General features: G+C 62.2%; 12 protein-coding genes and 1 tRNA gene. 2 read left to right on the forward strand and 11 right to left on the reverse strand.

From position 1 onward, the window contains the following. Positions 1-29: 29 nt before the first annotated feature. The 4 genes from V6R86_RS01840 to V6R86_RS01855 form a co-directional block, all read right to left on the reverse strand. The gene (locus tag V6R86_RS01840; RefSeq protein WP_338501546.1) at positions 30-1,181 is read right to left on the reverse strand and encodes a site-specific integrase; all 1,152 of its coding nucleotides are present in this window, start codon (positions 1,179-1,181) and stop codon (positions 30-32) included. A 142-nt stretch (positions 1,182-1,323) separates the two neighbouring features. Further along, complete coding sequence (locus V6R86_RS01845) at positions 1,324-3,900, reverse strand: DNA-primase RepB domain-containing protein (protein WP_338501547.1); 2,577 nt, start codon at positions 3,898-3,900, stop codon at positions 1,324-1,326. Positions 3,901-4,272: 372 nt separating this feature from the next. Beyond that, entirely contained in the window at positions 4,273-4,899 is a 627-nt protein-coding gene (locus V6R86_RS01850) for a DUF4230 domain-containing protein (protein ID WP_338501550.1), read from the reverse strand. A gap of 37 nt (positions 4,900-4,936) precedes the next feature. Next, positions 4,937-5,335 (reverse strand): hypothetical protein, encoded by a 399-nt coding sequence (locus V6R86_RS01855; protein WP_338501552.1) that lies wholly within the window; start codon positions 5,333-5,335, stop codon positions 4,937-4,939. A gap of 166 nt (positions 5,336-5,501) precedes the next feature. Here V6R86_RS01855 and V6R86_RS01860 point away from each other — a divergent pair, with 166 nt between their 5' ends. Beyond that, the gene (locus V6R86_RS01860) at positions 5,502-6,083 is read left to right on the forward strand and encodes a uracil-DNA glycosylase (protein ID WP_338501554.1); all 582 of its coding nucleotides are present in this window, start codon (positions 5,502-5,504) and stop codon (positions 6,081-6,083) included. 1 nt (position 6,084) lies between these two features. Next, positions 6,085-6,996: a DUF5655 domain-containing protein gene (locus V6R86_RS01865; RefSeq protein WP_338501557.1), complete on the forward strand. Its 912-nt coding sequence runs from the start codon at positions 6,085-6,087 to the stop codon at positions 6,994-6,996. A gap of 55 nt (positions 6,997-7,051) precedes the next feature. Here the strand turns inward: V6R86_RS01865 and V6R86_RS01870 are convergent, their stop codons facing one another. The 7 genes from V6R86_RS01870 to V6R86_RS01900 form a co-directional block, all read right to left on the reverse strand. Continuing rightward, complete coding sequence (locus V6R86_RS01870) at positions 7,052-8,308, reverse strand: ATP-binding protein (protein WP_338501560.1); 1,257 nt, start codon at positions 8,306-8,308, stop codon at positions 7,052-7,054. A 123-nt stretch (positions 8,309-8,431) separates the two neighbouring features. Then, positions 8,432-8,507, reverse strand: a tRNA-Thr gene (locus V6R86_RS01875). A 34-nt stretch (positions 8,508-8,541) separates the two neighbouring features. Continuing rightward, positions 8,542-9,327: a class II aldolase/adducin family protein gene (locus tag V6R86_RS01880; RefSeq protein ID WP_338505368.1), complete on the reverse strand. Its 786-nt coding sequence runs from the start codon at positions 9,325-9,327 to the stop codon at positions 8,542-8,544. 26 nt (positions 9,328-9,353) lie between these two features. Then, a complete protein-coding gene (gene maiA, locus V6R86_RS01885) occupies positions 9,354-9,995 on the reverse strand; it encodes a maleylacetoacetate isomerase (protein ID WP_338501562.1) in 642 nt (213 codons plus the stop codon). Positions 9,996-10,352: 357 nt separating this feature from the next. Next, positions 10,353-10,757, reverse strand: coding sequence for an acyl-CoA thioesterase (locus V6R86_RS01890; protein ID WP_338505370.1), 405 nt, complete (start codon positions 10,755-10,757; stop codon positions 10,353-10,355). Next, positions 10,751-12,112 carry a hypothetical protein gene (locus tag V6R86_RS01895; RefSeq protein ID WP_338501565.1) on the reverse strand — a complete coding sequence of 454 codons (1,362 nt, stop codon included), beginning with the start codon at positions 12,110-12,112 and terminating at the stop codon, positions 10,751-10,753. Before V6R86_RS01895 ends, V6R86_RS01890 begins: the two co-directional genes overlap by 7 nt. Continuing rightward, positions 12,109-14,178, reverse strand: a complete 2,070-nt coding sequence (locus tag V6R86_RS01900) for a S9 family peptidase (protein WP_425335932.1) — start codon at positions 14,176-14,178, stop codon at positions 12,109-12,111. Before V6R86_RS01900 ends, V6R86_RS01895 begins: the two co-directional genes overlap by 4 nt. Positions 14,179-14,190: the final 12 nt, after the last annotated feature.

Consider the following 14,190-nt stretch of genomic DNA (forward strand, 5'->3'; position numbering starts at 1 on the left):
CCGAGCCGTGAGGGTAGAGGTTGATCGGTCTAACCGTTCATGCCTGCCGCACCCGCTTCGACGGCACGCATGAGCGTTTCATTGGCAAGATGGGCGTAGCGCATTGTGGACTTGTGATCCGCATGACCAAGGATGCGCCCGACGGCATACAGATCGACCCCGCCGTTGATCATGAAGCTCGCTGCCGAGTGGCGAAGATCGTGAATGCGAAGGTCGCGTAGCCCTGCCTCTCGCCGAGCCGTGTGCCAGGCGTGCTTGATCGACACGAAAGGCGCACGGGTTTCCGGATTGGGGAGGACGTAAGGACACCCGTCAAACCGATGCAGTGACGTCAATACGTCAACTGCAGCTTGGCTTAGCGGTACGTAGCGCGACTTGCCCGTCTTGGTGATGGGAATGTGCCATGCTCGCCGATCAAGATCGACGTGGCGCCATTCCGCATTGAGCAGCTCCGATACCCTGGCGCCGGTCAGTAGAAGCAACTGCAGTATCGACTTTAGCTGAGGATTGAGCGACTGACCTGCAGCTTCGAGGAGCCGGCCGGCCTGTTCGCGGGTGAGAAACTTTGACCGCGCGTTATCAAAGCGTGGTCTTGGGACGCTGCGGACCGGATTGGCGGCCACTCCGGGCATGCCCCACTGACGGGCTAACTCGAACGATCGCCCGAACGTAACCCTGATCTTCTCGACAGATGCGGGTGCGAGGCCTTCAGCAGCCTTCTGGGCCAGCCACTGAGCGATGTCCTGCGGGCGGATCTCGTCGAGCCGGAGTTTACCCCAGCGCGGCACCAGATGCACACGCAGCAGCCCTTCGATCGATTCCCAGCTACGCTGATAGCCCTTGGCATGCGCCAGGTGCTGTTCGGCCAAGGTGGCATAGGTCGGGACGGCCTTCAGTATCTCTTTGTCTGCTAACGGGTCACCACCAAGCACAACTTCCGATCGGAGCCGCTTGGCAGCCTTGCGGGCCTGGTCCAGTGAAATGTCGTGGTACCCGCCGATCTTCAGTTGCTTCTGCCGACCGCGGCTATCTTGGTACCTCAGGTAATAGGTCTTGCCGCCACTGGGGCGCACTTCGAGTACGAAACCACTTATCTGCGTGTCCCAAAGATCGAGCTTTTTCTTCGAAGGGTCGCAGGTCGCCAGAAGGCAGGTTTGTGCATCTAATTTGAGCTTGGGCATCTGATACATCCTTGCATGCGCAATGGGGCAGTCGGCCGGCAAAGAGCCGACGCACCCGAGTTGCTGTTTGTTGAAGTTGAGGCGGCCTGGACGGCCAAGGCAGTCGAATGGCTGGTTCGTTAGGCTTAGACGAAGCGCTTCTTCAGGTTAGTTTCGGCTTCAGGCGCGGCGACGGACGGCTCTGCAGGAGCTGACCTGAAGGGGGCAAAGGCGGTAAGGGGGTAGACACGTCCGTGGGCGTCGCCGGCTTACGCGTGACCTTCCAGCCCCGGCGTTCACTGCAGTCGGCTCGGTGCAGGCGAAACTCGCCCACTGGGCGGCCTGCGTTCTTGCCAAGATAGCGTCCAAGACTGGTCTTGTTGATCGATCCAGAGGTCGAGCAAGGCAGCTCCTCGAGAGCCTCATCGAGCCCAGCATCTGCGTCGGATATTAAAGCTCTTAGGGTCATCGTCCGATCGCCGAACTGGCTGAACCACAATGTCAGCAGCCGGCCGAGTGCTGCTGTGTCCGGATCGTCGCGTAGCTGCTCGAACAAGCCTGAGGCAGGGTCATCCAAGCCCAGCCATGTCAGAGGCCTTCGGCAATACTCGGTCCAAAGACCATTGTACGTCGCGATTGCTCGCAAAGGCGCGCCTGGCCGGCCGGCAGATTGGTACGCTTCAACAATCGTCAGGACGCATGCGACGTACTTCTCCCGATTGGCCTCGACCTCCCCAAGCGGATCACCCTCGTACCGCATGGTTGCGGGTGTTTCCGATCCCGTGTCGAGATGGATGACCAACACGCGGCGGCAAAGGTCGCCAGTTGGCCCCGTATTGTTGCCAGAACCCAATACCAAGACATCGGTGCTGACCCTTGCCATCTTGCTTGTGCCCAGCAGGCGATCAGTCATGGTGGGCGAAGTCAGCAGTCGATTGATGGCGCCGAAGGGCCGCCAGTCCGTGCTCATGTCGTCAAAGTCCAATACGGCCGGGGCGTCGATCAGGCTGGCCAAGATCATCTTGGTAGCCTCGTCCTCGGTCCGCGGATAACTGGTCTTCGCGGCTGGGCCGGGGCTGGCGAAACGGGCTATGACGTCGGCTAGATAGGACTTCCCTGATCCGGGCGCGGGCGCCTTGATGTGGAAGCCAGGCGCTCGCCCAAGAGTCGCTCGAAGCACCGCGGTAAAGATGGCAGATAGAGCAGCAGCTTCGTCTTGTGGCGAGGCAAAGCGAAATTCGCGCAGCAAGTGGCGCAGGGTAGCCAGCGCCGCTCTGGCGTTGCCTTCTGTCGGCTCTGGGCGTGAGAACTTGGAGGGGTCGAAAGCACAGAAAATCTGACTGCAACTATCGTAGCCGGTCGCTTCGATGAACCTGCCCTCTTCGCCTAACAACGGTTGTCGGGCGATAGTTCGCAGCTCGGGAAGAAACCGATAGGACTGCGCTTGGACGAGAAGGCGAATGCAGTTTGGGCTCGGATTACAGCGACGCCACTTGCCGCTCTCCCCTTTCTGATCGAAGCGCTCCCAATCCGCAGCACCCGACAGAGCTAAAGTAAGATCGGCGTCGTTCTGCGGAACAGCCGCAACTTGGCCTTTCGCATCTCTGACAATCCGTTTGATGACGCCTCCCGACTGGAAGAACTCACCTGTGGCAGCCAGGACGACCTGTGCCGCGTCGACCATCCCCTGCAGTTCGCCTTCGACGACCCTAATCCGAGGACGGTTATGAACGGCGCGACGATCAAGATCGAGGTTCTCGAGCAAGGCTCCCAAGCGCCGACGATCGCCGTGGGAATGGTGGCATTTGAACCCACCAGAGGGTCGAGCCGCAGAGGGTTCGAAGAAGCAGGCACCGGTATCTATTCCGTCCGTATGCTCGTCCACCCACGGGCAGGTCACTTCATGCCGACCGGGCGACACTTCATGCTTGTATAGGTCGCGTTCCTTGAGCGCCGTTACTACCGGGTTTTCGGGCAGCGAGGGCCGGAAGACCTCTGCACTGATGGTGGGGTGAACAGGGGCCGATGCGTCTTGTTCGGAAGTTTCGCTCGACGCCTCTTGCGTGCGCCCGCTGCAAGCAAACGCCTCCAGAAGTTCGTCCAGCGAATACGCCGCATCCGGGTTCCAGGTGCGCAACTTGCACCCAAATGGAGCGCCGTCAGCCATGCGGTGCTTTTCTTTGCCATTGGTCCCATTCGGGAGCCGCGCCCATCGAACAATGCCGCCAGCACCCTTGTCGCCAGCGCCTGACCCGAAGATCCGCTTCTGAGCAGCCTTCACTGCCTCGAAGTCGGAACAGGGCGTGCGTAGCCGGTACCCCACCTGATAGTTGCTGGCGCTCGTCTCGAGAACATATGTGGGTTCGATATTCGGTAGCGCATCAAACGACGCCTTCGTCCCCACGTCGTCTAGGACCAAGCAGTGGTACGCTTCTGCTTGGCTTTCGGTAGCGCTCCACCGAGCGTCGTTGTTCGAGCGGAAAGAGGCGCAGTTGAAGTAGGTATTCGCGCTGACATCTAACGGCTCGTCAGAACCGTCATACGGGACGGGTGGCCAGGCTCCCTGGTCAGGGCTACCCAGCTTCTCACAAAGCAATGGCGTGGCTTCTCTGCTGACCTCTGAGAAGATCACCTTCAGAAAGGCCGCATTGCTAACTGCTGGGACCGCCGGCTCCCCGCCTTTACCCTCTTCACCCCCATGTGCCGGAGCGTCCGGCAGCGATGTTGACTTGATAGGCACCCTCAGGCGCTTGGCGGGCCCTGGAGCTTTCCCGCTTTCGGCGTTTGAATTCGACAACATAACAACAATCCATCAACAAGCTCACTCCGCGGTTCGGAGGCGGTTGCTCGAAGACGGATGTGACCTGCTGCAATGGCGTTCGGCGGAGCGGCGAACGTTAGGCGAACAAGTACCTCACGTGACGTTTGAAACGCACAGGTGGGGTGTAGACCGGATGTGAAGTCGCAGCTGATCCCCCGCCGAATGGTTTCGATGCCAAGGCATCGCTTCGGGGGAGCAACTAAGATGTGTGCTCACGCCAGCCGCGTCAAGACTTGCCGGGAACACGGGGCAGAGAGGAGGGCGATCACATGAACCGCCCTCCCGGTTAGCTTAACCGAGCCGCACCACGATGCGGACGTCCGGCCGGCCTGCTGCCCTTAGTATTGCCTCCAGGTATCGTGTCATAGCCTTCGTGGCATTCGCACGTGCCTGCTCCACTATGGCTGCCCCTTGAGCCTGGCTGACGAAGGCTCGCCTAGCGGTCGCGTAATTTTGCCGCGTGAACTCCTCCACCTGTTCCTGACTGAGGGTGATGATACCGGCGTTTAGGACCCGTGCACCTTCGGGCTCAAAGGCAACGTCCGACATCGCCATCTTGGGCAGAGTGATAGTCAGTGTGTTTCGGTTCTCATCTAGAGTGATGTCGCCGCCCGAAAGTTTGGACAGCGGCACCATGTAGCTGACCGACGCAGGCACCAGCAGGTCCTGCCGACCGTCCAGCAAGAGGAAGCCGTCCTTCTCGACCGACACTGCCGCAAAGCCTTTGTACGCATAGACGATGAGGCTGTTCTCGGTCCTGAGGCTCTCAACCGCCGCCGCCAGCACACGCTTGGTGTCGACCTCGAAGAAGCCCTCGTGCTTGACCTCGCTTTCTAGTGGCTCCTCCCGCGGCGCAACGATGAAGCCGGCACCGGCCGCGAACAGGTGTGTGATGATGAGCAGGCCTGACTTTGCCATGCTTAGTTCCTTTCGGATGTGAGGTGATGAAGGCCGGTTAGTCACTGTCGGAACAACCGTGAGTCAGACAGAGCAGGTGCAGGTCGAACTCGGTGCCGGGATCGTTTGGCACGAAGAGGATGTGTCCGAAGCCGTCATCCGTGAGCAGGAAGACAAGCTCGAACCATGCGCCGTGACACGTCATCCACTCGAAGCTGGGCGTAAAGTCGGGATCGCCGAAGGAGGTGCCGTCGACCAGGTTCTTGAGCGGCGAGAAGCCTAGAGCCTCAGCCACCTGCTCTTGCCCGTCACCGGCCTCAACCACATAGAAACAGACGATCTCTTGCAGTGGGCCGTCGTAGTTGCGGCGCAGCTGACGAACCCGCAGCGTGATGAGTGCGCGTAGGGACGGATCGAGGGCGCGCGGAAGCGCCTCCCCATCGACGATGGTTAGCATCTTATTCTCCGATGTTCGGATTGCTCCCGATCAGGGAGGAAGCTCGGCTGAGCTCCAGATAAGATGCTGCTTTTTGCGCGTGAGCACTTAGGCTGGGGTTGTGACTAGCATTCTCATTCCGAACGCACCGCGCACTATGGCAAGTGAGGCAGTACGGCGGGAGCGAATGGCTGCACTGCAACTTGCGCACATTGCCCCATTAACGGACTACGTGCACTCACTTCGGCTTAGGGACACGAACGAGTACCCTTATTTCGATCCGGCCGACGGGGGTGTGAATGCCTCCATCCTCTTCCTGTTCGAGAAGCCGGGGCCGATGACGGTCGACAAAGGAAGCCTCGGCCGAGTTGGTTCGGGCCTCATCAGTCGCGACAACGATGATCCAACAGCAGAGGCAACGTTCTGCTTCATGAGAGAAGCGGGAGTGCCACGCACCAGCACGGTGACCTGGAACACCGTGCCAGGGTGGAATGGTACGCGCCGCATCACCTCGAGCGAGCTGAAAGCAGGTGTTCGGGACCTTTCTGAACTACTCGCCTTACTTCGTAAGGTCCGGACGATTGTGCTTGTTGGTCGCAAGGCTGAGAGAGCCGAAGCCAGCATTCGAGAGCTTGGACCCTACGCTCTGTTCCGGTCGCCGCACCCGTCGCCGTTAGTGCGGGCAAGCTATCCTGACCGCTGGAGCAGCATTCCAGACCTTTGGCGAGAGGCCGCTCGACACGCGGGCGTCTGGAGACAAGAAGGTTGAGATGAGCGACATCAAGCTGTTCCGATTGGGTGCCTCTAGCGTCAGCGAGCTGTCCGGTGGATCTATGGCCCTGGAGAAGTCTCTTCAAACGCTCTTCGAACAGAACCTGGAGAGCTTGCTAGGCGTGCGCTTCCTCGCCTCCGAGTTCCCGACTGAGGGCGGCCGGATGGACACGCTCGGCATCGACGAGAACAACACCCCGGTTGTAATCGAGTACAAGCGTTCCACGAACGAGAACGTCATCAACCAAGGCCTCTTCTACCTGCACTGGCTGGTGAGTCACCGGAAGGATTTCGAGTGGCTCGTCATGGAGCGGTTCGGCAGTGATGCCGCTAAGAGCGTCGACTGGAACGCACCCAGGCTGATCTGCATCGCGGGTGACTTCACTAAGTTCGACGAGCACGCGGTTCAGCAGATGAACCGGGACATCACGCTCATCCGCTATCGTCGTTTCGAAGGTGAGCTGCTGCTTCTTGAGCAACTCACCGCCGTAAGCGCCAAAGCCACACCGAATGGAGGCAGTTCAAGCACGGCAGTGAGCGTCGGGGGTAGAAAGGACAAGACGATTACTGCTCAGCTGGCCGAAGCGCCTCAGGAGGTCTCGGACCTCTACCACGCGGTCGAAGCACACCTTCGGGCTCTGGGGGATGACGTGGATCAAAAAGTCACAGACTTCTACGTGGCCTTCAGGCGCATTAAGAACTTCGCCTGCGTTGAGGTGAGAAATCAGGCCAAGAAGGTCATCGTGTTTGTCAAGGTGAACCCGGACACTGTGGTCCTCGAGAAGGGCTTCACACGAGACGTTAGAAGGATCGGACATTTCGGTACCGGCGACCTAGAGATTACGATCCACTCGCCTGACGATCTTGAGCGCGCAAAACCACTGTTTGAGCGCTCTTATACTGAAGCCTGATCATCGCCTCAAAGAGCGGCAGAGCTTGGGGCGAAGCGCATACTAGCTCGGAGGCTTACGAGCCCAATTGCATGAGCGATGCAATTTCGCCTGTTGTACCGGCGATGGCGAAGAGATCTTCCTGAGCTTGGGTGAAGAAAGAGAGTACCTGCTCGTCCTCGACAATCATGAAATTGGGAAGTTGGTGGACCCTTTCCAGCCGTGGCAACGCATATTGCTCTTGGAACATGGATGACCCCACAAGAAGGTGAGGTAAGTTGCCCGAATGCGGCTCATTCCTCATGGCCACGCCCACAATTCCAGGGTTAAGATTTGGCTGACTTGATCGAAGCTTGAGCAGGTTGCGACAGATCTCGGCTAGAAAGCCTTGATACCACTCGATGTGAAGGGCAACAGAATTGAGGTCCCCTTCCGGGATGTACCTAACGAACCAATCAAAGACGACAGTTCCATCGGTATGCACCCTCTTTGAAGCGTACCCAGCTCGTTGGTCGGTAGCGCCCTCAATCCAGTCCTCTAACAGCTTGCCCCTGAGCACTGGTCTCCAGTTCGAACCTAGCCTTCTGAACGCCACGTCATTCCTTGTCTCAGTTCCATTCCTGTAAAAGACTGGCTGTGCGTTCGTCAGCGCTGCAAGGGTCTTTCCTTCCAGCGAAATTTGAGTGGGCTGCAGGGGGACATACACGACCCGGAACTGAAAACCCCCGCCCTGAAAGATCCGGTTGTTGGCTCTAAATTCGCGAACACTCGAGAGCTCGCTTTTCAGTTTATCATCGATCCGCTCAGCTGCCGTCCGAACGCTGAGGGTGAGATCGTGAACCTCTGCAATGCTCATCGGCAACGTCTCCGTCCCCCTCCTGATGTAAAACTCGTTAGAGCGAGCAACCCTGTGTGGGGCTTGCAAGGAGCTATCAGCTCGCGCCACGATGTAGCCGTCAACAGAGCCACGATCGTCTGCTGCGATACTTCGAATTCTCAAAGCGCGAGGGCTAGGCTCGATTCTCGAAGGAAGGCTGCGTCTCAGCCGTTCCGCAGCATCGACTGCCTGTGGAAGAGGTAGGAGCTCTGCGGCAAGTCCTTCATGCTCTCTGATGCCGATAATCAGATCGCCGCCTCCGGCGTTGAGAAACGCCGTGATCTCTCGCGCGACATTGTCGAGTGCTCGGTCTCTCTGAGACTCACTCATCGCTGAAAGATCAGCACCACCTGTGAATGACTCTTTGAACTCTATGCGCTCGTCCTCAGCACGGCTTGAGGTGCAAAGCGTCGCAAGGTCCTCAGCCGTTATCTCGTCTAAGTCCTTCCGAATCATGGCAAGCTCCAACTCACAATACCAAGCCAAGTAAGCTCTCGGCCGCTTAGAGCAGGGACCCAAGCCAAGCCCAAGCGAAAGGCGCTTTGACCATCGTTGCTGCAAGGTTGCTTGTGGAAGGGGTGGTGCCGCTTACAGGACTCGAACCTGTGACCCCCTCATTACGAATGAGGTGCTCTACCAACTGAGCTAAAGCGGCAGCGCGGGCGCCCTAACAGGGTGGGGGCGGCGGCTCAAGTCGCGAAGTTGGGGTCGAGGCGATAGGCTTTGCGCAGGAGCGCGGGCCAGGCGAGGAACTGGGCGGCGAGCTTGAGGCCCTGGGCGCCCTGTTCCGCCGCGATCTCGGGGGTGCCCTGGGGCGGATGGTTGATCGCCTCGCCGGCCGAAAGCGCCATGATCTGGGCCTGGCAGGCGCGTTCGAGGAAATAGATGCGGATGAACGCCTCGCCGACGGTGCTGCCGACGCTGAGCGTGCCGTGATTGCGCAGCAGCATCGCGTTCCTGGTGCCCAGATCCGCGACGATCCGCTCGCGCTCGTCATGGTCCGTCGCGACGCCTTCGTAGTCGTGGAAGGCGAGGTCGCCGCGGACCAGCATCGCGGTCTGAGTCAGCGGAAGCAGCCCCTCCCCGTGCGCCGCGACCGCCTGGCCGTGGGGCGTGTGAAGGTGGATGACGGCGTTGGCGTCCTCGCGGCTCATGTGCACGGCCGAGTGGATGGTGAAGCCGGCGGGGTTGGTGATGAAGGGCGTCGGGTCGACCGGATTGCCCTGCATATCGACCTTGACCAGCGAAGACGCGGTGACTTCCTCGAACATGAGGTTGTAGGGGTTCAAGAGGAAGTGATGCTCCGGCCCCGGGATCCGAACGCTCATGTGGGTGAAGATGAGGTCATCCCAGCCGTAATGCGCGATCAGGCGGTAAGCGGCGGCAAGATCGACTCGGAGCTTCCATTCCTCCTCGCTGACCTTGCCCTCCAGGCTGGAAATCCGGACGTCCTGCAGGGCGCTCAGCCGATCCATACCGGCGTTGATGGTGTCGACGCGGTTCACTGGGCGGTCTCCTGGCGATCGGGATGGGCGGCGGCGAAAGCGGGAAGTTCGAGCGCCGAGGCTTCGGCGCGGAGCAGGGTCGGATAGGCGTTCAGCGGCACGTCGAAGCGGCGGGCGTTGTACAGCTGAGGGACGAGACAGATGTCAGCCATGCTGAGCTGGTCGCCATAGAGGAAGGTGCCGGCCTGCGGCGCGGCGAGCGTTTCGAGGGCGGTCAGGCCCTCGATCACCCAATGACGGTACCAGCTGTCGACCGCCTCCTGCGGCTGGCCGAGCTCGTTCTTGAGGTAACGCAGGATGCGCAGGTTGTTGAGCGGGTGGATGTCGCAGGCGATCGTCAGCGCCAGCGCCAGGACATGGGCGCGGCCGGGGGGATCGGCGGGAACGAACGGCGGCTCCTTTTCGAGCGCGTCGAGGCGGTCGAAGATGGCGAGGCTTTGCGTCACGCGCTCGTCGCCGATCTCCAGCATGGGCACGAAGCCCTGCGGGTTCAGCGCCTTGTATTCGGCCGACTGCTGCTCGTTCTCGACGAGGCTGACCGGATGTTGCTCGTAAGCGAGGCCCTTGAGGTTGAGGGCGATCCGAACGCGGTAGCTGGCCGAGGAGCGGAAGTAATCGTGGAGGACGATTCGGGTCATGCGTGCGCCATTCGTGCGGGGGCCGCGAACCTGAACAAGGTCACAAAGGTCACCGGTGACGGGGTGTCGGAACGGCGTGTGAACCTGAACAAGGTCACAAAGGTCACCGGTGGCGGGGGTGCGGCGGTTGCTGTCTTGCGGGCGCCTGGGAGCGTGCTTTGCGGATGGGTGAAAGAAACGAAAGCGGGCATCGGTCTGCTTTTGTCAGATGGCGCCCGCGTAGGACAGGGTTTTCGAACATCGTCATCCCGGCGGAGGCCGGGATCTCGGGCGGAAAGGCGCTTCAATCGCCCGAGGTCCCGGCCTTCGGGTCCCATCGAAGTATTACTTCAATGGGTTCCCTTCGCCGGGACGACGCTAATCGCCGAGGAACGGGGCGACGATCTCGGTGGTGATACGCTGAGGGCGGCCGGTGGCTTTGTCGAGCATCGCCCAGGTGGTGCGGGCGCGCACCAACACCTTGCCGTCGGCACCCGTGAATTCCATGAAACGGTCGAAGCGGGCGCCGCGCGGGGCGTCGTCGACCCAGGTGCGGCCGGTCACCACGTCGCCGACCAGCGCCGGGCGGAGGTAATCGATCTCGTGCCGGATCACGACCCATACGAAAGCGTCGCGATATTGCTCGGGCGCGGCAGCGTACCAGTGGCTGGTGGCGACGGTCTGGATCCACTGCACCCACACCGCATTGTTGACGTGGCCGAGCTCGTCGATGTGCTCGGGCTCGGCGGTGAGCGAAAGGGTGAAGCTGGGATTGGTCACAATAGCTCCGGCGTCTGGTCGGTCCGCAGGCGGTAGCGGACCTTGGCGGCGGTCAGCAACTCGGTCCAGCCGCGCGGGGTCGGCTGCGCCCCGCTCAGCAAGGGCCGGATCGACGCGGTGAGGTTGCGGCCGGCCGGATAGCTTTCGAGCAGGGCGAGCCATTCCGCGGTCGAGACGGCGCGGTCGGCGGCGTTGGCGGCGAGGAGGCGGCGGACGAAGGCGTGGAAGTCGCCGCTGGCCACCTGTTCCGCGACCAGCGAAAGGATCGCGCCGCAGTCGTATTTGACCTGAAAATCTTGGCGCTGCACGGCGGAGGCGAGGCCGCCTTTGCGCGAGGCGGCGATGCAATCGGTGAGCGATTTGTTGAGCGCGGCGCGGGCATCGTAGCCGGGGTCAGTTGCGCCGAGCGCGCGAATGGCGAGCAGGTCGGCGCCGCCTTCGACGATCCAGTTGTCGGCCGCCTTGTCGTAATTGACCATCTGGCCGAGCCAGAAATGCGCGCTTTCGTGAGCAATATAGCGATGGGCGAGCGTGCGCAGCGGCGGCGAGGGCCGGGTCGCGGCGGAACCCGAGATGCGCATCAGGACAAGGCCCTTGAGCACCCCGCCGTTGAGGCTGGCGCCCGGGCGATCCGCGCCGGCCCAGCTGGCGAGCACGGTCGGGCGAAGGGCGCCGGGCGAACCGAGGAGCCTCCGGTAGCGCTCGAGCAGGCGCGGCGTGAAGGTGCGAATGTCGGCGGCGAGCCAGGCGGGCATTTGCGGATCGACCACGGTCGCCATGCCGTTCTCGACCATCGCGCTGGCTACACCGAACAGGCCGTAAGTGCCTGCGCTGTTGCCGCGTTCATAGCCTGCGGTGTCGCCGGCCAGCCGGATCGTGGCGGGTGGGCCGCGAAACCGGATGCGCGTGCTGGTGTCGGTGATGGCCCCGGTTTCGGGATCGGGGCCGAGGCGGTCGAGCGTCGCCAGGGATGCTACCGAGAAGAGCGAGAATTGCCCGTCGAACAAGGCCACCCCGCTCGGGCCGAGGCGGAGCGCGGGGACGTAATCGCTCAGCACTTCGCTTGTGTAGGGCGCGACCCGGACGCGGATGGTGCGCGGGACCGGGCCGCCGTTGGTCGCGACCAGCGCGTCGTACGCACCGCGCCGCTCGAGCCGGACGCCGGGGGTGAGGATCGTCCAGCTGCGCGGGCGCCACGGCTGGCGGTCTTCTGTCGCGAGGCTGGAGCGGAAGAAGCCCCAGGCGGGCGCCGCGCGGGGCAAGGTGAAAACGGCGTCGAACCCGCTGCCCGAACGGGTGACACTGACCTCGGCGGGGGCGGACGACGACGCGACCGCCGCCGCCAGCGTGAGGATCATTCGGCGCCGCCGAGCTGGGTCAGAACGAAGGCCTGCTCTTCGGCGGTTTCCCGCAAGCTGTCCCAGCGCCCCGACTTGCCGCCGTGACCGGCGCCCATGTTGGTCTTGAGCAGCAGCAGCGCGTCGTTGGTCCGCGTGGCGCGCAGGCGGGCGACCCATTTGGCGGGCTCCCAATAGGTGACGCGCGGGTCGTGGAGACCGGCGGTGACCAGCATCGGCGGATAGGCCTGCGGCTTGACGTTGTCGTACGGGCTGTAACTCAGCAGCAGCTTGAAGGCGTCCGCGTCGGTGATCGGATTGCCCCATACCGGCCATTCGCCTGGGGTCAGCGGCAGGGTGTCGTCGATCATGGTGTTGATGACGTCGACGAACGGCACGTCGGCGATCACCGCGCCCCACAGGTCGGGGTCGGTGTTAACGACCACCCCCATCAGCTTGCCGCCGGCCGAGCCGCCCTGGATGGCGATCTTGCCCGGCTGGGCGAAGCCTTCGGCGACGAGGCCTTTGGCGGCATCGACGAAATCGTGAAAGGTGTTCCAGCGGTTGGTGGCGGTGCCGTCTAGGTACCAGCCGTAGCCCATGTCGTCGCCGCCGCGGATGTGGGCGATGGCATAGGCGAAGCCGCGGTCGAGGAGGCTGAGGCGCGTCGACGAAAAGCTCGGCGGGATGGCGTAGCCGTAGGCGCCGTAGGCATAGAGATAGAGCGGCTGGCTGCCGTCTTTCTTGTAACCCTTTTTGTAGACGATGCTGACCGGGATCTGCTTGCCGTCGCGGGCGGGGAGCATGAGGCGCTCGGTCGTATATTGCGACGGGTCGTAGCCCGACGGGATCTCGGTCACCTTCAGGGTTTCGAGCGTGCCGGTGGCGGGGTGATAGTCGAGCACCGTCCCGGGCGTGACCATCGAGCTGTAGAACAGGCGGTAGGCGTCGGGCGCGAAGTCGGGATTGCTGCCGAGCGAGGCGGTGTAGCTCGCTTCGGCGAAGGGGATGCGGGTGGTCGCGCCGGTCGCGTAGTCGCGGAGGGTCAGCTGATCGAGGCCCTGCACGCGGCTGGTGATGACGAAGTGGTCGCGGAAAGCGGTGACCCCGCGCAGGTAGGTGTCGTCGGAGCCGGGGACGACCTCGTGCCACTCGCCCGGTGCGGCGGGGTCGGCGGAGACGATGCGGAAGTTGATGTGGTCGTCGTTGGTGAGTATCCAAAGCTTCCCGTGCGCGGCGTCGGCTTCGTAGAGGCGGTTTTCGCGGCGGGGCGAAATGAGGACCTGTTCGGCCAGCGGGTCGGCGGCGGGGACGAAGCGGACCTCGCTGGTGCGGTTGTCGCCCGCCGAGATGAAGATCAGGCTCTCGTCCTGCGACTTGGAGAGGCCGACCGAGAAGCCCTTGTCCTCGGTTTCTTCGTAGAGCGTGACGTCCTCGGCGGGGTCGCTGCCGAGGCGGTGGAGCCGGGCGCGGTAGCTGCGCCATTGGTCGTTGACCTCGGTGAACAGGACCGCCTTGCTGTCGGCGCTCCATACGGGAGCGCCGATGCCGACTTGCGTTACGGTTTCGAGGTCCTTGCCGGTGGCGAGATCGCGGATGCGCAAGGTGAAGCGTTCGGAGCCGCTGTCGTCGGCCATCACCGCGGCGAGGCGGCCGTCGGGGCTGATTTCGAGCGCGCCGAGGCGGAAATAATCTTTGCCTTCGGCTTCCTTGGACTCGTCGAAGATGAGCTTGTCTTCGCCGCCCGCGACGGGCTTCCTGAACCACTGGCGATATTGGGCGCCGGGCTGGAACGCCCACCAGTAGAGATATTCGCCGTCCTTGACCGGGACCGAGCGGTCGTCCTCTTTCTGGCGGCCTTTCATTTCCTGGAAGAGGGTTTCGATCAGCGCTTCGTGCGGGGCTTTCCAGGCTTCGAACCAAGCGTTTTCCGCTTCGAGATAGGCGAGCACTTCCCGGTCATCGACCGTCGGATAGCCCACATCGCGCAGCCAGGCGTAATCGTCGGTGACGGCGATCCCGTGGCGTTCGAAGGAGGTCGGGCGCGGCTCGGCGCGGGGAGGAAGGCTGTCGGGCAAGGAGGGCACTTTCGGACGGGA

Origin of the sequence: Sphingomonas kaistensis (genome assembly GCF_036884275.1) — a bacterium.
GTDB classification, from domain to species: Bacteria; Pseudomonadota; Alphaproteobacteria; order Sphingomonadales; family Sphingomonadaceae; genus Sphingomicrobium; species Sphingomicrobium kaistense_A.

Coding starts and splice junctions, on each gene's coding strand:
- V6R86_RS01840 (WP_338501546.1), bottom strand. CDS start 1,181: ATGCCCAAGCTCAAATTAGATGCACAAACCTGCCTTCTGGCGACCTGC.
- V6R86_RS01850 (WP_338501550.1), bottom strand. CDS start 4,899: ATGGCAAAGTCAGGCCTGCTCATCATCACACACCTGTTCGCGGCCGGT.
- V6R86_RS01855 (WP_338501552.1), bottom strand. CDS start 5,335: ATGCTAACCATCGTCGATGGGGAGGCGCTTCCGCGCGCCCTCGATCCG.
- V6R86_RS01860 (WP_338501554.1), top strand. CDS start 5,502: ATGGCTGCACTGCAACTTGCGCACATTGCCCCATTAACGGACTACGTG.
- V6R86_RS01865 (WP_338501557.1), top strand. CDS start 6,085: ATGAGCGACATCAAGCTGTTCCGATTGGGTGCCTCTAGCGTCAGCGAG.
- V6R86_RS01870 (WP_338501560.1), bottom strand. CDS start 8,308: ATGATTCGGAAGGACTTAGACGAGATAACGGCTGAGGACCTTGCGACG.
- V6R86_RS01880 (WP_338505368.1), bottom strand. CDS start 9,327: ATGGATCGGCTGAGCGCCCTGCAGGACGTCCGGATTTCCAGCCTGGAG.
- maiA (WP_338501562.1), bottom strand. CDS start 9,995: ATGACCCGAATCGTCCTCCACGATTACTTCCGCTCCTCGGCCAGCTAC.
- V6R86_RS01895 (WP_338501565.1), bottom strand. CDS start 12,112: ATGATCCTCACGCTGGCGGCGGCGGTCGCGTCGTCGTCCGCCCCCGCC.